General features: G+C 71.7%; 21 protein-coding genes. 6 read left to right on the top strand and 15 right to left on the bottom strand.

Going from position 1 to position 21,144, the window contains the following annotated elements; translation table 11 throughout:
- Positions 1-29: 29 nt before the first annotated feature.
- From V6M57_RS02810 to V6M57_RS02790, 5 genes are all read right to left on the bottom strand, one after another.
- Positions 30-1,544 carry a tripartite tricarboxylate transporter permease gene (locus V6M57_RS02810; RefSeq protein WP_332813454.1) on the bottom strand — a complete coding sequence of 505 codons (1,515 nt, stop codon included), beginning with the start codon at positions 1,542-1,544 and terminating at the stop codon, positions 30-32.
- Between the two features lie 10 nt (positions 1,545-1,554).
- A complete protein-coding gene (locus tag V6M57_RS02805; protein ID WP_332813453.1) occupies positions 1,555-2,043 on the bottom strand; it encodes a tripartite tricarboxylate transporter TctB family protein in 489 nt (162 codons plus the stop codon).
- Between the two features lie 111 nt (positions 2,044-2,154).
- Positions 2,155-3,945, bottom strand: coding sequence for a GspE/PulE family protein (locus tag V6M57_RS02800; protein WP_332813452.1), 1,791 nt, complete (start codon positions 3,943-3,945; stop codon positions 2,155-2,157).
- 7 nt (positions 3,946-3,952) lie between these two features.
- Positions 3,953-4,705 (bottom strand): spermidine synthase, encoded by a 753-nt coding sequence (locus V6M57_RS02795; protein ID WP_332813451.1) that lies wholly within the window; start codon positions 4,703-4,705, stop codon positions 3,953-3,955.
- Between the two features lie 9 nt (positions 4,706-4,714).
- Positions 4,715-5,542: a TatD family hydrolase gene (locus V6M57_RS02790; protein ID WP_332813450.1), complete on the bottom strand. Its 828-nt coding sequence runs from the start codon at positions 5,540-5,542 to the stop codon at positions 4,715-4,717.
- Between the two features lie 125 nt (positions 5,543-5,667).
- On the opposite strand from V6M57_RS02790, the gene V6M57_RS02785 reads away from it, so the two are divergent.
- From V6M57_RS02785 to V6M57_RS02770, 4 genes are all read left to right on the top strand, one after another.
- On the top strand, positions 5,668-6,657 hold the full coding sequence (locus V6M57_RS02785; RefSeq protein WP_332813449.1) for a S1C family serine protease: 990 nt from the start codon (positions 5,668-5,670) through the stop codon (positions 6,655-6,657).
- A 106-nt stretch (positions 6,658-6,763) separates the two neighbouring features.
- Entirely contained in the window at positions 6,764-7,771 is a 1,008-nt protein-coding gene (locus V6M57_RS02780; RefSeq protein ID WP_332813448.1) for an AAA family ATPase, read from the top strand.
- On the top strand, positions 7,752-8,822 hold the full coding sequence (locus V6M57_RS02775) for a DUF58 domain-containing protein (RefSeq protein ID WP_332813447.1): 1,071 nt from the start codon (positions 7,752-7,754) through the stop codon (positions 8,820-8,822). Before V6M57_RS02780 ends, V6M57_RS02775 begins: the two co-directional genes overlap by 20 nt.
- Before the next feature lie 12 nt (positions 8,823-8,834).
- A complete protein-coding gene (locus V6M57_RS02770) occupies positions 8,835-9,875 on the top strand; it encodes a VWA domain-containing protein (RefSeq protein WP_332813446.1) in 1,041 nt (346 codons plus the stop codon).
- Between the two features lie 84 nt (positions 9,876-9,959).
- Here V6M57_RS02770 and lolD read toward each other — a convergent pair whose 3' ends face one another.
- Positions 9,960-10,634: a lipoprotein-releasing ABC transporter ATP-binding protein LolD gene (gene lolD, locus V6M57_RS02765; protein WP_332813445.1), complete on the bottom strand. Its 675-nt coding sequence runs from the start codon at positions 10,632-10,634 to the stop codon at positions 9,960-9,962.
- Positions 10,627-11,883, bottom strand: a complete 1,257-nt coding sequence (locus V6M57_RS02760) for a lipoprotein-releasing ABC transporter permease subunit (protein WP_332813444.1) — start codon at positions 11,881-11,883, stop codon at positions 10,627-10,629. The genes lolD and V6M57_RS02760 overlap by 8 nt, the downstream gene beginning before the upstream one ends.
- Before the next feature lie 51 nt (positions 11,884-11,934).
- On the opposite strand from V6M57_RS02760, the gene V6M57_RS02755 reads away from it, so the two are divergent.
- Both V6M57_RS02755 and recJ read left to right on the top strand, forming a co-directional pair.
- Positions 11,935-12,888, top strand: a complete 954-nt coding sequence (locus V6M57_RS02755; RefSeq protein ID WP_332813443.1) for a phosphoglycerate mutase — start codon at positions 11,935-11,937, stop codon at positions 12,886-12,888.
- Positions 12,885-14,600, top strand: a complete 1,716-nt coding sequence (gene recJ / locus V6M57_RS02750; RefSeq protein ID WP_332813442.1) for a single-stranded-DNA-specific exonuclease RecJ — start codon at positions 12,885-12,887, stop codon at positions 14,598-14,600. The genes V6M57_RS02755 and recJ overlap by 4 nt, the downstream gene beginning before the upstream one ends.
- Here recJ and V6M57_RS02745 read toward each other — a convergent pair.
- The 8 genes from V6M57_RS02745 to V6M57_RS02710 all read right to left on the bottom strand — a co-directional run bounded on the left by V6M57_RS02745 (position 14,583) and on the right by V6M57_RS02710 (position 21,142).
- The gene (locus V6M57_RS02745) at positions 14,583-14,912 is read right to left on the bottom strand and encodes a hypothetical protein (protein WP_332813441.1); all 330 of its coding nucleotides are present in this window, start codon (positions 14,910-14,912) and stop codon (positions 14,583-14,585) included. The two genes, recJ and V6M57_RS02745, sit on opposite strands and share 18 nt — an antisense overlap.
- Before the next feature lie 173 nt (positions 14,913-15,085).
- Positions 15,086-15,352, bottom strand: a complete 267-nt coding sequence (locus V6M57_RS02740) for a hypothetical protein (protein WP_332813440.1) — start codon at positions 15,350-15,352, stop codon at positions 15,086-15,088.
- A gap of 185 nt (positions 15,353-15,537) precedes the next feature.
- Complete coding sequence (dcd, locus tag V6M57_RS02735) at positions 15,538-16,104, bottom strand: dCTP deaminase (protein ID WP_325001473.1); 567 nt, start codon at positions 16,102-16,104, stop codon at positions 15,538-15,540.
- Positions 16,105-16,162: 58 nt separating this feature from the next.
- Positions 16,163-17,452, bottom strand: a complete 1,290-nt coding sequence (gene guaD / locus V6M57_RS02730) for a guanine deaminase (protein WP_332813439.1) — start codon at positions 17,450-17,452, stop codon at positions 16,163-16,165.
- Positions 17,449-18,516 (bottom strand): BMP family ABC transporter substrate-binding protein, encoded by a 1,068-nt coding sequence (locus tag V6M57_RS02725; RefSeq protein WP_332813438.1) that lies wholly within the window; start codon positions 18,514-18,516, stop codon positions 17,449-17,451. The genes guaD and V6M57_RS02725 overlap by 4 nt, the downstream gene beginning before the upstream one ends.
- A 194-nt stretch (positions 18,517-18,710) precedes the next feature.
- On the bottom strand, positions 18,711-19,484 hold the full coding sequence (locus V6M57_RS02720; protein WP_332813437.1) for a type III pantothenate kinase: 774 nt from the start codon (positions 19,482-19,484) through the stop codon (positions 18,711-18,713).
- Positions 19,485-19,492: 8 nt separating this feature from the next.
- A complete protein-coding gene (locus V6M57_RS02715; protein WP_332813436.1) occupies positions 19,493-20,428 on the bottom strand; it encodes a hypothetical protein in 936 nt (311 codons plus the stop codon).
- A gap of 72 nt (positions 20,429-20,500) precedes the next feature.
- Positions 20,501-21,142, bottom strand: coding sequence for a helix-turn-helix transcriptional regulator (locus V6M57_RS02710; protein ID WP_332813435.1), 642 nt, complete (start codon positions 21,140-21,142; stop codon positions 20,501-20,503).
- Positions 21,143-21,144 lie beyond the last annotated feature (2 nt).

The following is a 21,144-nucleotide window of genomic DNA, read 5'->3' as shown; positions in this document are numbered from 1 at the left end:
GCCGCTGGGGAAGGGCCTGCGCAAGGGCCTCAATCCTCTTCGTGGAACACGTCCTCGCGCTTGCTCTTGACGGCCGGCAGCAGCACGATGACCAGCAGCAGCAGCGCCGCCAGCAGCAGGCCCAGCGAGATCGGGCGGGTCACCAGCACCGACCAGTCGCCGCGCGACAGCAGCAGCGCGCGGCGCAGGTGCTCCTCCATCATCGGGCCCAGGATCAGCCCCAGCAGCAGCGGGGCCGGCTCGGCGCCGAGCTTGAGGAAGAAGTAGCCGACGATGCCGAACAGCGCCACCATCCAGATGTCCCAGGTGTTGTTGTTCGTCGAGTACACGCCGATGGCGCAGAACAGCACGATCGCCGGGAACAGCCAGCGGTAGGGCACGGTCAGCAGCTTGATCCAGATGCCGATCAGCGGCAGGTTCAGGATCACCAGCATGGCGTTGCCGATCCACATCGACGCCACCAGGCCCCAGAACAGCTCGGGGTTGCTGGTCATCACCTGCGGGCCGGGCTGGATGTTGTGGATGGTCATGGCGCCGACCATCAGCGCCATCACGGCGTTGGGCGGGATGCCCAGGGTCAGCAGCGGGATGAAGGCGGTCTGCGAGCCGGCGTTGTTGGCCGACTCGGGTGCCGCGACGCCGCGGATGTTGCCCTTGCCGAACGGCACCTCGCCGGGGCGCAGCCGGGTCTTCTTCTCGATGGTGTAGGCCGCGAAGGCCGACAGCAGCGCGCCGCCGCCCGGCAGGATGCCCAGCCCCGAGCCCAGCGCGGTGCCGCGCAGGATCGCCGGGAGCATGTTGCGGAAGTCCTCCCGGGTCGGAAACAGGCCCGACACCTTGGCGGTGAACACCTCGCGCTCGTCGGCGTGCCGCGACAGGTTCATGATGATCTCGCCGTAGCCGAACACGCCCATGGCGATCACGATGAAGCCCAGGCCGTCGGTCAGCTCGGGGATGTCGAACGAGTAGCGCGCCACGCCCGAGTTGACGTCGGTGCCCACCAGCCCGAGCAGCAGCCCCAGGATGATCATGGCCACCGCCTTGATCAGCGAGCCGGAGGCCAGCACCACGGCGCCGATCAGGCCCAGCACCATCAGGGAGAAGTACTCGGCCGGGCCGAACTTGAAGGCCACTTCGGTCAGCGGCCCGGCGAAGCCCGCCAGGATCAGGGTGCCGACGCAGCCGGCGAAGAACGAGCCGATGCCGGCCGCCGCCAGCGCCGGTCCGGCGCGGCCGCGCCGTGCCATCTGGTAGCCGTCGATCACGGTCACCACCGAGGACGATTCGCCCGGCAGGTTGACCAGGATGGCGGTGGTGGAGCCGCCGTAGGAAGCCCCGTAGTAGATGCCGGCCAGCATGATCAGCGCCGACACCGGCGGCAGCGCATAGGTGGCCGGCAGCAGCATGGCGATGGTGGCGACCGGGCCGACGCCGGGCAGCACGCCGATCATGGTGCCCAGCAGGCAGCCGATGAAGGCGTACAGCAGGTTGATCGGCGTGAAGGCGACGCCGAAGCCGATCGAGAGGTGGTTGATCAGTTCCATGGGTGCGTTTTCAGCCGACGAGGAAGGAAGGCCACACCGGGAATTGCAGGGCCAGCAGCTTGACGAAGGCCAGGTAGCTCAGGATCGCCAGCGCCGTGGCCAGCACGGCGACTTCCTTGAACTTGAATTCGTCGCCGGCCAGCGAGGCGACGAAGGTCAGGCCGTAGATCGCCGCGATCAGGCCGAATGCGGGGATGCCGAACCTCGGCACGCCGGCCAGCAACACGCCGAACAGCACGTTGGAGCCGATGATGAAGCCCAGCGGCTTCCATGCGATGGCGCCGATCTTCTCGCCGTCCTCGGTCTCCACGACCAGCGCACCGAAGGTGATCGCCAGCCCCAGGACCGCCAGCAGGATGCCCAGCGCCAGCGGGAAGTAGCCCGGCCCCATGCGCGCGCCGTCGCCGATCGTGTAATTGGTCGCACCCCAGGCGAAGGCGACGCCGACGATGGTGAACATCAGGCCGGCCGCGAAATCCTTCTGGCTCTTGATTCTCAAAGTGAAGTCTCCTTGGCAGGTAAGCCGGCCATTCTTGCGGTTGGGTTGCCGCGCGCCGATGTGGATTTCCCGTATTCGACGGCTGACGCGAAGCTGACGGCGGTGCCGGCGTCAGGATAGCGGCGGCGTGGCGGTGAGCACTTCCTCCAGCGTGGTCAGGCCCTCGGCTACGCGCAGCGCACCGGCCAGCCGCAGCGGCCGCATGCCGTCGGCGATGCCCTGGCGGCGCAGCGCGTCGATCGAGGGCTGGTGCGCGACCCGCTCCTTGAACGCTTCGGTGACCGTGAGCAGCTCGTACAGCCCCATCCGGCCCAGGAAGCCGGTCATGCGGCAATCCACGCAGCCGACCGGGCGGTAGGGTCGCCAGCTGCCGCTGAGCTTCCAGGGCCTGACCACTTCCTCCACCGTCTCGCGCGGGCCGGCTTCGTCGGGCTGGCGGCACTTGCGGCACAGCGTGCGCACCAGGCGCTGCGCCAGGACGCCGAGCACGGTTGCGTTGATCAGGTACGGCGGCACGCCCAGCTCCATCAGGCGGGTGACGGCCGAGGGTGCGTCGTTGGTGTGCAGCGTGGAGAACACCAGGTGGCCGGTCAGCGCCGCCTGCACCGCCATCTCGGCCGTCTCCAGGTCGCGGATCTCGCCGACCATGATGATGTCCGGGTCCTGCCGCATCAGCGCCCGCAGCCCGTCGGCGAAGCCGAAGTCCAGCTGCGGCTGCACCTGGGTCTGGTTGAAGGCCGGCTCGATCATCTCGATCGGGTCCTCCACCGTGCTGACGTTCACTTCCTCGGTGGCCACCCGCTTGAGGGTGGAGTACAGCGTGGTGGTCTTGCCCGAGCCGGTCGGGCCGGTGACCAGCACGATCCCGTGCGGGCGCCGCACCAGCGCCTCCCAGCGCTGCGCATCGTGGGGCGAAAAGCCCAGCGCATCCAGGTCCTTGACGGTGGTGTCCGGGTCGAAGATGCGCATCACCATCTTCTCGCCGAAGGCGGTCGGCAGCGTCGACAGCCGCATCTCCACTTCGTCGCCGCGCGTGTTCCGGGTCTTGATCCGGCCGTCCTGCGGCCGGCGCTTCTCCACCACGTCCATGCGGCCGAGCAGCTTGATGCGCGCGATCATGGCGTTGAGCACGCCCATGGGCATCTGGTAGACCGGGTGCAGCACGCCGTCGATGCGGAAGCGGATCACGCCCTGCTCGCGCCGCGGCTCCAGGTGGATGTCGCTGGCGCGCTGGTCGAAGGCGTAGGTCCACAGCCAGTCGACCACCTGCACAACGCCCTGGTCGTTGGCATCGAGCTGCTTGTTGCTGCGGCCCAGCTCGACCAGCTGCTCGAAGCTGGCGGCGCCGGCGCTGCCGCCGGTGCGCTGCGCCGCACGCACCGACCGGGCGAGCGCGAAGAACTCCGCGGTGTAGCGCTGGATGTCCCGCGGGTTGGCGAGCACCCGCCGCACCGGGCGCTTGGCCTGCCGCTCGACCTCGGCCACCCAGTCGGTGACGAAGGGCTCGGCGGTGGCGACCACCACCTCGCTGGGCGCCACCTGCACCGGCAGCACGCGGTGGCGCTCGGCGTAGGCCGCGCTCATGGCATCGGCGACCCGGCCCACGTCGACCTTGAGCGGGTCGATGCGCAGGTAGTCCAGCCCGGCGCGGCCGGCCAGGTACTGGGTGAGGGCTTCGATGTCCAGCGGCTTGCCGTCGCCGGCCCGCGTCATCGCCACCGCCGCCAGCCGCACCAGCGGGTGCTGGGCGCTCTCGGCCTGGGCGCAGCGCGCGACCGTGCGGCGGGCTTCTTCCGCCGAGATCACGCCGTCCTCGCTCAGCCACTCGACCAGCCAGCGCCAGTCCAGCGGGCCCTGCGGGGCGCTGCGGTCGGCGGGGCGGGGGCGGGCGGATGGGCTCATGGGCGGATCATTCCACAGCCTTGAACACGCGCAGCCACTTGCCGGCCGGCAGGCCCCAGCGCGACTGGATCGCGTCGGCGCGGCGCACCAGCTCGGCGCGCGACGGATGCTGCGGCGTGCGCAGCGCCAGCACGATGGTGTTGCCCTCGCGCGTGGGCCGGAACGCCCAGGTCGAGCCCGGGCCGAACGCCGCCTGGATGCGGGCCAGGCTGCGCTCGAAGCTGGAGGAGCGGCCGAACAGGTTGACCGTCATGCAGCCGTCCTCGCCGAGCAGGCGGCGGCAATCCGAATAGAAGGACTGGCTGTCCAGCACCGGCGCGGCGGCCTGCTGGTCGTACAGGTCGACCTGCAGGGCATCCACCTGGCCGCGCCAGTGCCCGTGCGCGGCCACCTCGGCCGCATCGCCCAGGATCACGGACAGGCGCGAGTCGTCGCGCGGCAGCCTGAACCACAGCCGGCAGGCCGCGATCACCTGCGGATTGAGCTCGATCGCGGTGGTCTTCATGCGCAGGCGCTTGTGGCAGAACTTGGTCAGGGCGGCTGCGCCGAGCCCGAGCTGCATGGCATGCCGGCGCGCCACCGTGTCCGGCTCCACGAACAGCAGCCAGGCCATCATGCGCTGCACGTACTCGAGGTGGATGTCGAACGGCTCGTCCATCCGCATCGAGCCCTGCACCCATTCCGTGCCCAGGTGCAGGTAGCGGATGTCGCCGTGGTCGGAGAAGTTGACCTCGGGCAGCGGTGCAGGGTGGACGGTCACGGCGCCCGATTATCGGGCGCCCAGCAGTGGCGCCAGCCTGGCCAGCGCCTCGCAGGCGTTGCGCGTGGTCGCTTCGGCCAGCGCCTCGGCCGGCACGCCGCGCAGCCCGGCCACCACCTCCGCGATCCGCGGCAGCTCGGCCGGTTCGTTGCGCGGCTGCGCCTGGCCGGCGGCGCGCTCGGCCGCGGTGCGGTAGAGCCAGCGCGGCGGGATGTCGGGCGCGTCGGTTTCCAACACCAGCGCCGACAGCGGCAGGCCGGCGGCGAGCCGGCGCAACTGCAGCGCCCGCTCGTAGGTCACGGCGCCACCGAAGCCGAGCTTGAAGCCGAGCTCGACGAACGCGCGCGCCTGCTGCTCGCTGCCGTTGAAGGCATGGGCGATGCCGGCCACGGGCAGCTCGCGCAGGTGCTTGAGCAGCCGGTCGGCCGAACGCCGCACGTGCAGGATGACCGGCAAGCCGTGGCGACGCGCCAGCAGCAACTGCTCGCGGTAGAAGAATTCCTGGCGTTCGCGGTCCAGCCCCGGCACGAAATGGTCGAGCCCGATCTCGCCGACGGCGACCAGCCGCGGGTCGTCGCGCAGCTCGCGCAGGCACCGGTCGAGCTCGGCCAGGTCCTGCTCGCGCGCCTCCCCGGTGCGAACCGGGTGGATGCCCAGCGCATAGCTGTCGCCGCCCCGGTGGGCCAGTGCGCGCACGGCGCCGAAGCCGGCGACGTCGACCGCGGGAATGACGCAATGCGCCACGCCGGCCCGCTGCGCGCGCTGGCGGACGGCCGCTGCCTCGTCGCCGAATTCCGGCGCATCGAGGTGGCAGTGCGTGTCGACGTAGGCGGGCATCGTGGGATGATGCCGGATAAGCCTGCAAGGACGGCGATGACTGTGCGCCGGCGGGCAAACCGTGCTACCGTGTCCCCTCGCTTTTTGGGGTTCCCGAACGACCCGCAGTCCGAAAAGGTGATCCGATGCGCAGGCCAGCTTTGTACAGCTCCAGCCGTTCGGCTCCTGCGCAGCAGGCCCCTGCCGCCGCGCAGCCCGCGCCCGAACCGGCGCAACCCTCCCCCCGCCAGCGCCGCCTGAGGCTGGCCGCTGCCAGCCCCGCCGTGATGTGGTCCGCCATCGCGCTGCTGGCGGCACTGCTGGCCCTGAGCCTGGGGCTGGGCGGCGGCCCGGCGCCGCGCAGGATCACGCAGGCCGACATCAACGCCGCCGTGCTCAAGACGCTGGAGACGCAGCCGCTGCCTTCGGAGTACGCCAAGGCCTACGAGACCATCCGCCCGTCCGTCGTGCGCGTGGTCGGCTACGTCAAGAAGAGCCGGCTCAAGGACGAGCAGGCGCCCCGGATGCATGGGGTCCGGCCCAAGCCGCTCGACCCGGCCGGCAGCGGCGCCCCCGCAGGCGATGACGACGAGGAGATCGAAGCCGGCGTCGGCACCGGCGTGGTGATCGTCGACAAGGGGATCATCCTGACCAACCTGCACGTCGTCTCGGGCGCCGACAGCATCAAGGTCACGTTCTTCGACGGCCTGGAGGCCACCGCCACCATCACCGGCGCCCAGCCCGAGAACGACCTCGCCGTGCTGCAGGCCCACAAGATCCCGGACGACATGATCGCGGCGACCATGCGCTCGACCGGCGACCTGGCGCCGGGCGACAAGGCGCTGGTGGTCGGCTTCCCCTTCGGCATCGGGCCGTCCGCCTCGGGCGGCGTGATCTCCGGGCTGAACCGCTCCTTCCGCTCGCCCGAAGGCAAGCAGGAGATGACCAACCTGATCCAGTTCGATGCGGCGGCCAATCCGGGCAACTCCGGCGGCCCGCTGGTCACCATGGAAGGCGAGGTGGTGGGCATCGTCACGGCCATCCTCAACCCCACGCCGGCGCGCACCTTCCTGGGCATAGGCTTCGCGGTCCCGATCGAGAACGCGGCGCAGGCCGCCGGCATGCCGCCCTTCTGAGCAGCCATGGCGAAGGACCTCGCCTGCGCGCCGATGGCCGACGACCGCAAGGGCTGAGCCGCCCGCCATCGATTTCCATCATTCCTCACCCGTCATCCACCCCGCCATGGAAGAGAACACCCGACAGGACAGCGCCACCGCCCGCTTGATGGAGCAGATCCTCTACGAAGTCAAGCGCATCGTCGTGGGGCAGGACCGCTTCCTCGAACGCGTCATGGTTGCCATGCTCGCGCAGGGGCACCTGCTCGTCGAGGGCGTGCCGGGCCTGGCCAAGACGCTGACCGTCAAGACGCTGGCCAGCACCGTGCGCGGGCACTTCAAGCGCATCCAGTTCACGCCCGACCTGGTGCCGGCCGACCTGGTGGGCACGCGCATCTACAACCAGAAGAGCGGCGAGTTCAGCACCTCGCTCGGCCCGGTGTTCACCAACCTGCTGCTGGCCGACGAAATCAACCGCGCGCCGGCCAAGGTGCAGAGCGCGCTGCTGGAGGTGATGCAGGAGCGCCAGGTCACCATCGCCGGCCAGACGCACAAGGTGCCCGAGCCCTTCCTGGTGATGGCCACCCAGAACCCGATCGAGACCGAGGGCACCTACCCGCTGCCGGAAGCCCAGGTCGACCGCTTCATGATGAAGGTGCTGGTGGACTACCCGAGCGACGAGGAAGAGTACGTCATCGTCGAGCGCGTCACCGGGCCCGCCGTGCACGTCTCCGCAGTGGCCACCACCGAGCAGCTGGCCGCGCTGCAGCACGAATGCCGGCGTGTCTACGTCGATCCCTCGCTGGTGCAGTACGCCGTCAAGCTGGTGTCGGCCACGCGCAATCCGGAGCGCCACGGCCTGAAGGAACTGCGCCGCTTCATCACTTTCGGCGCCAGCCCGCGCGGCACCATCAGCCTGACCGAGGGCGCGCGCGCGCTGGCCATGCTGCGCGGCCGCACCTATGCCCTGCCCGAGGACATGTCCGACCTGATCGGCGACGTGCTGCGCCACCGGCTGGTGCTGTCCTACGAGGCCCTGTCCGAAGGCATGGACGCCGATGCCGTCATCGGCCAGATCATGTCCCGCATCCCGGCGCCCGCGCGCCCGCTCGAGCATGAGAAGCTGGTGGCGTAACAGGACGCCCCCCGAGGCGCCTTCGGCGCTTCCCCCCGCTGGGGGGCGCCGCCAGCGGCCCGGCGAAGCCGGTTCCGCGGCGGCCCCCAGGGGCCATGTCGAGGCGGCAGCTCCGCACGGCGGCCCCTCGGCCGACGCCGTGCTGCGGCGGCTGGAGTGGACCGTGATCCGCCGGCTCGACGGCCTGCTGCAGGGCGATTACCGCACCCTGCTGCGCGGCGCGGGGCTGGACCTGGCCGACCTGCGCGAATACCAGCACCACGACGACGTGCGCCACATCGACTGGAACGTCACCGCGCGCACCGACACGCCGCACGTGCGCGTGTTCACCGAGGACCGGGAGATGGCGGCCTGGTTCCTGCTGGACCTCAGCCCGTCGGTGGACTTCGGCTCGGGCGAGCAGCGCAAGCGCAACGTATCGGCCGAGTTCGTGGCGGTGCTGGCCCGGCTGCTCACCCGCCACGGCAACCGGGTCGGCGCGTTGCTGTACGGATCGGGCGTGGACACGGTGATTCCGACGCGCGGCGGGCGCCGCCACGTGCTGAACCTGCTGCACACGCTGCAGGCCCGGCCGGCCGGGCGCGAGTCCGGGCCGACCCGGCTGCGCGACCTGCTCGACTCGGCCGCCGGGGTGGTCCAGCGCCGCTCCACCCTCTTCGTGGTGTCCGACTTCATCAGCGAGCCGGGCTGGGAGCGCCCGCTCGGCCTGCTGGCGCAGCGCCACGAGGTCGTGGCGGTGCGGGTGATGGATCCGCTGGAGCTGCAGCTGCCCGACCTCGGCCTGCTGACCCTGCGCGACGCCGAGACCGGTGAGCAGTTGCTGGTGGACACCCACGACCCGGGCTTTCGCAAGCGCTTCGCCAGCGTGGCCGCGCAACGCGAAGCCGAACTGCGCGAGGCGCTGGGCCGCGCCGGCGTGGATGCGCTGGAGCTGTCCACCGACGCCGACCTGGTCGATGCCGTGATCCGCTTCACCGAGATGCGCAAGCGCCGCATCCGGCTGGCCGCCGGCGGCGGCATGCCCGCGCACCTGCAGCCGGCCACCGCCTGAACGGGAGGTCCCATGCATTTCCTCTGGCCCGAGTTCCTTTGGCTGCTGCTGGCGGTCCCGCTACTGGTGCTGCTGTACCTCTGGCTGCTGCGCCGCAAGAAGAAGATGGCGGTGAAGTACGCGTCGCTGTCGGTCGTCAAGGCGGCCATGGGTCCGGGCCAGTCGATCCGCCGGCACATCCCGCCGGCGCTGTTCCTGCTGGCCCTGGTCGCCATGCTGCTGGCCGCCGCGCGGCCGACCGCGGTGGTCACGCTGCCGTCCAACCAGCAGACCATCATCCTGGCCATGGACGTGTCGGGCAGCATGCGCGCGGCCGACGTCGAGCCGAACCGGCTGATCGCGGCGCAGAACGCCGCCAAGGCCTTCCTGACCGAGCTGCCGCGCCACGTGAAAGTGGGCATCGTGGCCTTCGCCGGCTCGGCCCAGGTGGCGCAACTGCCCACCGTCAACCGCGAGGACCTGGTCACCGCCATCGACCGCTTCCAGCTGCAGCGCGCCACCGCCACCGGCAACGCCATCGTGATCTCGCTGGCCACGCTGTTCCCCGACCAGGACATCGAGCTGGCCGCGCTGCAGGGCGGCCGCGATCGCCAGCGCGGCTTCGCCATCGATGCCGAGCGCAAGGAGAAGAAGGAGTTCACCCCGGTGGCGCCCGGCTCCTACAGCTCGGCCGCCATCATCATGCTGACCGACGGCCAGCGCACCACCGGCGTCGACCCGCTCGAGGCCGCCAAGATGGCCGCCGAGCGCGGGGTGCGCGTCTACACGGTGGGCATCGGCACGGTGAACGGCGAGACCATCGGCTTCGAGGGCTGGTCCATGCGCGTGCGGCTGGACGAGGAGTCGCTCAAGGCCATCGCCAAGATGACCGAAGCCGAGTACTTCTACGCCGGCACGGCGCAGGACCTGAAGAAGGTCTACGAGACGCTCAGCTCCAAGCTGACCGTGGAGAAGAAGGAGACCGAGGTCTCGGCCCTGCTGGCGCTGGCCGCCGCGGCGCTGTCGCTGCTGGCGGGAGGGCTGTCCCTGCTGTGGTTCAACCGGATTTTTTGACGCTTCGCGTCAAGGGGCCGGCTGCTCCGGCTCCAGCAGCCCCCTCTCCCCATCCTTCTCCCGACGGGGAGAGGAGCAGACCGCTCACGAAAGCCGCCCTTCCACCAGCCGCAGCTGCCGCCCGCAACGCGCGGCCAGTTGCTCGTCGTGCGTGACCAGCACGAACGCCGTGCCGCGATCGCGCGCCAGCTGCAGCATCAGCTCGAACACCGCATCGGCGGTGACGCGGTCGAGATTGCCGGTGGGCTCGTCGGCCAGCACGCAGTCGGGGCGGGTGACCAGCGCCCGCGCCACGGCCACCCGCTGGCGCTCGCCGCCGGACAGCTCGGCCGGCCGGTGGTCCAGCCGATGCCCGAGGCCGACGGCCTCCAGTGCCTGGGTCGCCATCCGGGCGCAGGCCTGCGGGGGCTCGCGCCGGATGCGCAGGGGCATGCCGACGTTGTCGAGCGCGCTGAACTCGGGCAGCAGGTGGTGGAACTGGTAGACGAAGCCCAGGTGCCGGTTGCGCAGTTCGCCCTGTTGCGCCGGGCTGAGGGCAGCCATGGCCCGGCCGGCCAGCTGCACGCTGCCGGCCGTGGGCGCGTCCAGGCCGCCCAGCAGGTGCAGCAGGGTGCTCTTGCCGGAGCCGGAAGCGCCGACGATGGCCAGCGTTTCGCCGGGGTGCACGTCCAGGTCGATGCCGCGCAGCACCGCCACGTCCAGCCCGCCCTCGGAAAAGCGCTTGGCCAGCCCGCGCGCCTGCAGCACCGGCTCACTCATAGCGCAACGCCTCGGCCGGGTTGACGCGGCTGGCGCGCCAGCTCGGGTACAGGGTGGCCAGGAAGGCCAGCACCAGCGAGATCAGCGCGATCGGCAGGATGTCGTCGCCCTGCGGATCGCTGGGCATGCGGCTGATCAGGTAGATGTCGCGTGGCAGGAAGCTGGCGCCGAGCGCCCGCTCCAGCGCCGGCACGATGACGTCGATGTTGAGCGCCACGCCGAGCCCGAGCAGCAGGCCGGCCAGGGTGCCGATCACGCCGACGGCGGCGCCCTGCACCACGAAGATGCCCATGATGCTGCGCGGGCTGGCGCCCAGCGTGCGCAGGATCGCGATGTCGGCGCGCTTGTCGGTGACCGTCATCACCAGGGTGCTCACCAGGTTGAAGGCGGCCACCGCCACGATCAGCGTGAGGATGATGAACATCATGCGTTTTTCCAGCTGCACGGCGGCGAACCAGGTGCGGTTCTGGCGGGTCCAGTCGCGCACCACCACCGGGCCGGTCAGCGTTTGCGCCAGTTCGGCCGCAACCTCGCGCGCCTGGTGCAGATCCTTGAGTTTCAGGCGCACGCCGGTGGGCCCCTCCAGCCGGAAGATGCGCGCGGCGTCCTCGCGGTGCAGCAGCACCAGGGCGCTGTCGTACTCGTAGTGGCCCGAATCGAAGGTGCCGACCACGGTCATCTGCTTCAGGCGCGGCACGACGCCCGCCGGCGTCACCTGGCCGCTGGGCGCGATCAGCGTCACCGCATCGCCCTCGCGCACGCCCAGCGCGCGCGCCAGCTCGATGCCCGGCACCACGCCGAACGCCCCGGGCACGAGGCGCGCCAGCGCGCGCGGCGCGGCGGCCCCGCCGAGGTCGGTGACCTGCGGCTCCAGCGCCGGCTCGATGCCGCGCACCAGGGCGCCGCGCATGTCCTCGCCGCGCGCGACCAGCGCCTGCGCCGAGATGAACGGCGCGGCACCGACCACCTGCGGGTGGCTGCGCGCCTCGCGCAGGGTGCGCTCCACGTCCGGCAGCACGCCGCCGCCCGCCCCGTGGATCTCGATGTGCGACACCACGCCCAGCATGCGGTCGCGCACCTCCTTCTGGAAGCCGTTCATCACCGACAGCACGATGATGAGTGCGGCCACGCCGAGCGCGATGCCGAGCATGGACACGCCGGAGATGAAGGAGATGAAGCCGTTGCGGCGGGCGGCCCGGCCGGCCCGGGTGTAGCGCCAACCCAGTGCCAGCTCGTAGGGGATACGCATGCCAGGGGTCCGGTTGTGGGCGCGATTGTGGCATCCACGACAATCGGGGCCATGTCGGACGCTGCCCACTTGTTGATCCCCTTTGCCGCATGCAGCGCCGACGGCTGCCGCGAGCGCCTGGCCACGCTGCGGCTGCCGCACCTGGAGCGGCTGCTGGCGGCGATGGCACCGGCGCAGGCCGAAGCGGGCGACGAACACGCGCTGTCCATGCCGCACGAGCGTGTGCTGGCGCGCGAATGCGCACTGCAGGCGCCGGACGGCCTGCTGCCCTTCGCCGCCTGGGAGGCGATGCAGGGCGGCATCGATCCGGCCGGGCAGGCCTGGGCCTGGATCACGCCCTGCCACTGGCGCGTGGGCACCGACCGCGTCTTCATGCACCACCCGCAGGAGCTGGGTCTGGACGCGGACGAATCGCGGGCGCTGCTGGCGGCGCTGCGGCCATACTTCGAGCAGGACGGACTGCAGCTGGCCTACGAGGCGCCAACCCGCTGGCTCGCCAGCGGGCCGCTGTTCGCGCAGGTCCCCTGCGCCTCCCTCGACCGGGTGGTCGGGCGCGTGATCAACGACTGGATGCCGCGCGGCGACGCCGGCAAGCCGCTGCGCCGGCTGCAGCAGGAGATGCAGATGCTGCTGTACACGCACCCGGTCAACGAAGCCCGCACCGCCGGCGGCCAGTTGCCGGTCAATTCCTTCTGGGTGAGCGGCAACGGCGCCTTGCCGGCCGGCCACGCACCTGCGCCCCCGCCGGAGTTGCGCGTCACCCACTACCTGCGCGACGCCGCGCTGCGGCAGGACTGGGCCGCCTGGGCATCCGGCTGGCAGCAGATCGACGAGGGCGAATGCGCCCGGCTGCAGCAGGCCGCCGCCAAAGGGCATCCGGTGGCCATCAGCCTTTGCGGCGAGCGGCAGGCCCGCACCTGGCGCAGCACGGGCGGCGGCGGATGGCGCCGCCTGGCCGCCGCCTTCTCCCGCCGGCGCGCCGCCGACTGGCTGGCCGAACTGTGAAGATCATCACCCGCGACGTTCCGCCGCGCGCAGCGTGGGCGCTGGAGCAGGCCGGCATCCACCCGCTGCTGGCCCGCCTGTATGCGGCGCGCGGCGTGCGCGCGCGCGAGGAGCTGGACGACGGGCTGGCGCGCCTGCTGCCGCCGGCGTCGCTGAAGGGCGTCGCCGAAGCCGCCACCCTGCTGGCCGACGCCATCGCCGGACACAAGCGCCTGTGCATCGTCGCCGACTACGACTGCGACGGCGCCACGGCGTGCGCGGTGGCGGTGCGCGGCCTGCGGATGCTCGGCGCCCGCAGCGTGGACTACCTCGTGCCCGACCGGGTGGCCGACGGCTACGGCCTCACGCCGCCGATCGCCCGGCGCGTCAGGGAAGCCGGCGCGGATGTCCTGGTCACGGTGGACAACGGCATTGCCAGCGTCGAAGGCGTGGCGGCGGCCAACGCCCTGGGCCTGCAGGTGCTGGTGACCGACCACCACCTGCCCGGCCCCGAACTGCCGGCGGCCGCCGCCATCGTCAACCCCAACCAGCCCGGCTGCGGCTTCGAGAGCAAGTGCATCGCCGGGGTCGGCGTGATGTTCTACGTGCTGCTGGCGCTGCGGGCCGAGCTGCGCGCGCGCGGCGCCTTCGACGCAGCCGGCCAGCCCAGGCTCGACGTCCTGCTGCCGCTGGTGGCGCTGGGCACCGTGGCCGACGTGGTCCGGCTGGACGCCAACAACCGGCGGCTGGTGGCGCAGGGGCTGCGCCGCATTCGCGCCGGCGCCCTGCCCTGCGGCCTGGCCAGCCTGTTCGCGGCGGCCGGCCGCACGACCCGGGCTGCCACCACCTTCGATATCGGCTTTGCGCTGGGGCCGCGCATCAATGCGGCCGGGCGGCTGGCGGACATGCGCATCGGCATCGAATGCCTGCTGACCGACGACCCGGCCCACGGCGCCGAGCTGGCCCAGCGCCTGGACGGCATCAACCGCGAGCGCAAGGGCATCGAGGGCGAGATGCGCCAGCAGGCCCTGGAGCTGGCCGAGGCGCTGTTCGAGCCCGGCCAGGAGCCGCCGGCCGCGCTGTGCGTGTTCGACCCGGACTTCCACGAGGGCGTGGTCGGCATCGTCGCCTCCCGGCTGAAGGAGCGATTCCACCGCCCCACCTTCGTGTTCGCCGCCAGCCACGCCCCCGGCCGCGAGCACGAGCTCAAGGGATCCGGCCGCTCGATTCCCGGCTTCCACCTGCGCGACGCGCTCGACCTGGTGGCCAAGCGCCATCCGGGCGTCCTGTCGCGCTTCGGCGGCCACGCCATGGCGGCCGGCTGCACCCTCGCGGAAGAGCACCTGGACACCTTCGAGCGGGCGCTGGCCCAGGTCGCGCAGGAGTGGCTGGATGCCGCCACGCTGATGCGGCGGCTGCCCACCGACGGCCCGCTCGCGCCCGAGTACCGCCGCCCGGACCTGGTGGACACGCTCAGCCGCGAGGTGTGGGGCCAGGGCTTCGCTGCGCCGGTCTTCAGCGAGGAGATGGACGTGCTGTCGCAGCGGGTGGTCGGAGAGCGCCACCTGGCAGTTCGACTGCGCCACCAGGGGCAGCCGGTCGACGGTATCTGGTTCGGCCGCACCGAGCCGCTGCCGGCGCGCGCGCGCATCGCCTTCCGGCTGGAAGCCGAGGAGTACCAGGGCGTGCGCCGCGTGCGCTTCCTGCTGGAAGGCCTAGAGCCGGCGGGCTGACGCGCCGGCCGTGGGGCCTGCTTCCTCCAGCCAGGCAAACAGGCGCGCGGCCACGCGGCCCAGCGCCTCGTCGGACAGGGCCTGGGCCCGCGCCAGCTGCCACACCGCGTACTCGCGGTCGCCCAGCATCATGGCCGAGCTGACGCATCGGCCATGGCCCGCCATCAGCAGCGTGAACGAGTCCAGCAGTTCAACCGGGCAGTAGCGCGCCGGCGCGGCCGGCGAATCGAAGTCGTCGGAAGCCTCGAGCGAAGTCGAGCGCGCCTCGAAGGCAGGCTCGGCTTGCGCAACATCGGTACGGGCGAGGGTCATGGCACGCTCCTGCAGCTACGCTTGAAGGTCAGCTTAGGCAGCCGGCCGCGGCTGCGCAGTCGGCGGCTGTGCCTTGCCTCTGTCGGACCCGGGCTGGACAGGGAGGGCGCAGGGGCGCTGCCGGGCGCAGGCCGACGCCGCCGGCGCCTGCCGGAGCAATGCGCACCGGCGGATCAGCGGATCGCCAGCCGGGTCCCCGGATCGCCCTGGCCGGGGCTGTAGAAGACCGCGCAATCGGCACTGGTGGGATCCACGCAGGTCGGGGCTGCTGGGCGCGGCGCCAGCACGACCACGGTGCGACGAGCTTCGGCCTTTTCCACCTGCTGGTTGCACAATGCAAGCAGGGCCAGCAGCTGGGCGCCGGCGATGGCTGCGGCCAGCAGCCAGAGCACCGGATCGCGCGGGCGGCCATCGTCGGGGTCGAACAGGCGGAACGGCACCAACCCATCCTAGGAGCGCCCGCCCGCACCGGACTGCTGCCCGGCGCGCAAGCCGCCGTAGGACAAGATCGACAGCGCTGCCTCGACTCCCGGGAGCACGGCGCGCGTGCCCGAGCCGCAGCCGCTGGTCCGGGCGATCGCTTACCCGCCAGGGGGACAGGAGCGCGGCCGGGTTGGCCGCCGTTTCAGGCCTTGGGCAGGGTGACGCCGCGCTGGCCCTGGTACTTGCCGCCGCGGTCCTTGTAGCTGGTCTCGCAGACCTCGTCGCTCTCGAAGAACAGCACCTGGGCGCAGCCCTCGCCGGCATAGATCTTGGCCGGCAGGGGGGTGGTGTTGGAGAACTCCAGCGTCACGTAGCCTTCCCATTCCGGCTCGAACGGGGTGACGTTGACGATGATCCCGCAGCGTGCGTAGGTGCTCTTGCCCAGGCAGATGGTCAGCACGTTGCGTGGGATGCGGAAGTACTCCAGCGTGCGCGCCAGCGCGAAGCTGTTGGGCGGGATGATGCAGACGTCGTCGTGGAAGTCGACGAAGCTCTTTTCGTCGAAGTTCTTGGGGTCCACCACCGTGCTGTGGATGTTGGTGAACACCTTGAATTCGGGCGCGCAGCGGATGTCGTAGCCATAGCTGGAGGTGCCGTAGCTGATGACACGCTGGCCGTTCACCTGCCGGATCTGGCCCGGCTCGAAGGGTTCGATCAGCCCATGCTGCTCGGCCATGCGGCGGATCCACTTGTCGCTCTTGATCGTCATCGGCTGCTCCTCGGCCGCGCATTGTAGGTGGGCGCTCGCCCCCGCCCCCCGGCGCGAATCAAGTGGCCGGCATGCCGCCGATCCAGGCCTGCTCGACCACCCGGTCGTCGCCCAGCACGATCAGCGAGAACAGCAGTTCGTCCAGGCTACCGGCGTGTGCGACCTTGCGCGCCAGCAGCGGCGTGGCGCGCGGATCGAGCACCAGGAAGTCGGCCTCGCAGCCGGGCTGCAGGTTGCCGATCACCCCTTCCAGGCCGAGCGCCTGCGCCGCCCCGGCCGTGTGCTGCCACCACAGGCTGGCCGGGCTCAGGCTGACGCCGGGCTTGGTCTGCCCTTCGCGGCCCACGCAGTACGCGGCCAGCATGGTGTGGAACGGGCTGAAGCTGGTGCCGCCGCCGACGTCGCTGGCCAGCCCGTGGCGCAAGCCGATGCGCTGCGCGCCCTCGAAATCGAAGAAGCCGCTGCCCAGGAACAGGTTGCTGGTCGGGCTGACGGCCGCCGCCGCGCCGGTGCTGCGCATCAGCCGGCGGTCGTCGTCGTCGAAGTGGATGCAGTGGGCGTAGACGGCGCGTTCGCGCAGCAGGCCGAAGCCCTCGTACACCGCCAGGTAGCTGCGGGCCTGCGGGAACAGCTCGCGCGCCCAGCGGATCTCGTCGCGGTTCTCGGCCACGTGCGACTGGATCCACACGTCGGCGTACTTCGCCGCCAGTTCGCCCGCGCCGCGCAGCTGCGCCTCGCTGCAGCTGGGAGCGAAGCGCGGCGTGATCGCGTAGCCCAGGCGGTCCTGCCCGTGCCAGCGGCGAATCAGCTCCTCGGTGTCGACCAGCGATTGCGCCGTCTCGTCCCGCACCCCCTCGGGCGAGTGCCGATCCTGCAGCACCTTGCCGGCAATCAGCCGCAGGCCGCGCGCCTGCGCCGCCGCCATCAGGGCGTCGACCGAAGCCGGGTGCGAGCTGCAAAAGGCCAGCGGCGTGGTGACGCCGTTGCGCAGCAACTCGTCCAGGAACACTGGCGCCACCGACTCGGCGTAGGCGCGGTCGGCAAAGCGGGCCTCGTGCGGGAACGTGTACTGCGCCAGCCAGGGCAGCAGGCCTTCGGCCGGCGAGCCGATCACGTCGGTCTGCGGGAAATGCACGTGCAGGTCGATGAAGCCGGGCGCGAGGATCCGGCCGGGCAGGTGCTCGACGGCCACGCCGGGGTAGTTGCGTGCGAGCGCCTGCCAGGACCCCGCCGCCCGCACGCGCTGGCGGCCGTCCGGGCCCGGGCCCACCAGCAGCAGGCCGTCTTCGTCGTACAGGGCCGAGCCATCGTCGGCAAAGCGCAGCAGCGCGGCGCGGAAGGCTTTCATCGGCCCAGTGTGCCCTGCACGCCCGCCACCAGGAAGTCCATGCCCAGGATCTGCTCATCGGAGAGGGCCTGGCCGGCCGCGACGACGGTGCGGCCGCGGTTGTCCTGGATCGGGCCGGCAAAGGGGTTCAGCCGGCCGGCGCCGATGTCGCGCTGGCGCGCCAGCACTTCCTCGCGCACGGCGGCGGGCACCTTGGGGCCGAAATGCCCGACCTTCACCATGCCCTCGCGCACGCCGCCCCAGAACCGGCCCGGCTTCCAGCTGCCGTCCAGCACCTGGCTGGCGCGCCGCGTGTAGTAGTCGCCCCAGTGGTGGGTGACCGCCAGCAGTTGCGCGTCCGGTGCGACGAAGCGCATGTCCGAGTGGTAGGCGACGGCCAGCTTGCCACGCTCCTGGGCGGCGGCCATGACCGCGGTCGACGCGCTGTGGAACGCCACCACGTCGGCCTTCTGGTTGAACAGCGTCATCGCCGCCTCGCGCTCGCGCGGCGGATCGAACCAGGTGTTCAGCCAGATCACATGGACCTGCGCCGCCGGGTCGACCGAGCGCATGCCCAGCGTGAAGGCATTGATGCCCTGCACCACCTCCGGGATTGGAAAGCCCGCCACGTAGCCGGCCACGTGGGTGCGGGTCATGCGGCCGGCGGCCACGCCGGCGAGATAGCGGCCCTCGTAGTAGCGCGCGTTGGCGGTGGCGACGTTGGGCGCGGTCTTGTAGCCGGTGACGGACTCGAACTTCACGTGCGGGAAATCGCGCGCCACCTTCAGTGTCGGCTCCATGTAGCCGAAGCTGGGCGTGAAGACCAGGCCGTAGCCCTGCTGCGCCAGGTCGCGGATCACGCGTTCGGCGTCGGGCCCTTCGGGGACGTTCTCGACCGACCGGGTCTCGACCCGGTCGCCCAGCGCCGCCTGCACGGCCTTGCGGCCCTCCTCGTGCTGGCGCACCCAGCCGGCCTGGGCGAGGGGCGCCACGTGCACCCACGCGATCTTCAGCGCAGGCGGCTGGGAGGTGGCGGGGAGGGACAGGAGGGCGGCCGCGAGCGCGGCAGCGAGGTTTTTGTACATGGTGTTCCTCTACATGGCCAGAACAGGTCCCCCCCGAAGCGGCCTTCGGCCGCCTCCCCCCGGAGGGGGCGCCCCCAGCGGCCCGGCGAAGCCGGTTCCGCGGTGGCCGCTGGACTGGCGCCAGCGAAGGGCTGGGTAGGGGTGTCGCTGCTGGCGCAGCGACGCAATGAATTCTACGCGGCCGCTTCGCTGGATCAGGCCGCGGCGAAGCGCCGCGCGGCGATCTCCAGCAGGCCGTCGAAGATGAGGCCCTCGACCAGCTCGAAGGCAACCGACATGTGCGGCGCCATCTTCCAGCCGGCGCCGCCGGTCATGAAGCACGCCGGCTCCGCGCCGCAATGGCGGCGCACGTGCTGCACCATGCGCTCGACCGCGCCGGCGATGGCGTAGGTGCCGCCGCTGGTCAGCGCGTCGCTGGTGTTGGTGGGGAATTCGCGCACCTCCCCGGTCGGCACGTGCAGGCCGGCGGTGCCGGATTCGAGCGCGCGCAGCATGATGCCGTGCCCGGGCAGGATGAAGCCGCCGAGGAAGCGCCCGCCCGCATCCACCGCTTCCACGGTGACGGCGGTGCCGACCATGACCACCACCATCGGCCGCGCCGGCCCTTGCGCCAGCATGCGGTGCCGCGCACCGATGATGGCCACCCAGCGGTCGGCACCCAGCCGCGCCGGATGGTCGTAGCCGTTGGACACGCCCGCTTCCTCCGCGCTGGCATGGACCCACTGCGAGGGGATCCCCCAGGCGTCCTCGACCTGCTGCTCGGCGCGGCGGCGCACGGCGTCGGTGGCGACCGCACAGCCGATCACCCGCTGCGGCGCCGGCAAGCCGGCCCAGGGGCCTTCGGCCAGGCGCTCGATGTGCTCCAGGAACTCGGCGCCGTGGGCCAGCGCCGCTGCACCCGGCCGGGCATGCTCATGCAGCGCCCACTTCAGGCGCGTGTTGCCGATGTCGATGGCCAGCAGGGACACGCGGCGGGTCAGGTCGCGGCGGCCAGCTGCTCGCCCATGGCGGCGAGCTGGCGCGACAACAGGTCCTCGTGCGTGCGCAGCTGCGCGCTATCGGCCAGCAGCTGCTCGAGGTGCTTGCGCAGCTCCTCATGGATGTCGCGCGGCCCTTCGAGGTTGAGTCCCGCGAGCTTGCCTTCGGCAGCCGCGCTGGCCAGCGTGCCCAGGCGCGAGCGCCACTCCCTGACTTCGCCGGAAGCCGCCTTCTGGACCTGGGCCATCAGCGCGCAGCGGCGCTCGGCGGTGGCGCGCACCTGCTGGTGCGCCTGCTGCGAGGCGGCGGCTCCCGCGCGCAGCGCCTTCAGCCGCGCCACCAGGATCTCGCAGCGCGCCGCATCCAGGCGCACCTGCGCCTGCGCGGCGGGATCGGAGCTGGCCTGGGCCTGGCGCGCCTTGATCTGGTTGCGCATGTCCTGCAGCCAGCGCGCCCCCTGGTCGATCAGCTTGTCCAGCGCCCGGTACTCGACCTCGAACTCCACCAGCGCGCGCTCGACGGCCGTTGCATGGGGCTGTTGCTGCTGCAGCACGGCGGCGGCTTCGGTGGCCAGGGCCTTGGCCGTCTGGTCGATCCGCTCGACGCAGCCGGCGAACTCGGCGCCGGCATCGCGGCTCTTGCCGGTGACGGCCGCCCACAGGCCCCTGGGCTGCAGCAGCGAGAAATCCAGTGGGTCGAGCGCCTGCCGCAGCCGCTTCAGCGCCGGCCGGATGCTCGCGGCCCGCGAACCGCGCGCGTGGCCTTCCAGCTCCAGCCGCAGCTCGGCCAGCCGCTTGACGTGGGCGTGGCCGACATCCGCCGCCATCTGGTCGAGGAAGGCTGCCGGCGAGACCGGCGCGCGGGCCGCGGCGCCCACCTGCGCCAGCTTGGCCGGGGTCATCAGGGAAGCCGTGCGGTCGTTGGAGGAGTCCATGGCTCTCGAAGGCAAGGCAGAGGATGCGCCAATATACCGCCTCCGTCTGCGCACCCGCACGGCGGCGGCAGCTCAGATGGCTCCCAGCCAGCAGGCGCGCTGGATCGCGGCCAGCTTGCTGTCCACCCGCAGCTTGCCCATGGCGTTGGCCAGGTGGTAGTTCACCGTGCGCTCGGCGCAGTGCAGTCGCTGGGCGCTTTCGCGGGCGGTCAGACCCTGGAAGGCCAGCACCAGGCACTCGCGCTCGCGCGGGCTGAGCGTGGAGCGCTCGGCGACGATGCAGCGCTTCACCCGCGGCCAGACGTTCAGCGCCGACCACACCAGCGCCGCCGCTTCGCCCCGGTCGCCCAGCGCGCGCGGGCTGAACATGAAGCACTCGAACGCGCGCCCGGCCGGCAGCGGGAACTCCACCCGCACCAGGGTCTGGTAGCCGTGCGCCGTCCACAGCAGGCGCCAGCGGCTGCCCCCGTGCCCATCGGCGCGGGCGATGTACTGCCAGGCCACCAGCGGCGCGTCGGAGTCGCGCCAGCCCACGCCGAAGTCGCCGCTGTCGGCCAGGGCCTGGGCGGCGCCGGCCAGCGGCGGCGGATGCACGGCGACCACCTGCCGATCCTCCCGTGTGCCGAAGGGGTCGGGGCCGAGCACGGCGATGGCCTCGACGGAGAGGTCGCGCAAGGCGCCCACCCAGTCGCTCAGGACCGTGTCCAGGTCCACAC

Origin of the sequence: Ramlibacter sp., assembly GCF_036676645.1 — a bacterium.
Lineage (GTDB): Bacteria > Pseudomonadota > Gammaproteobacteria > Burkholderiales > Burkholderiaceae_C > Ramlibacter.
This window is presented reverse-complemented; position numbering and strand designations above follow the sequence as displayed.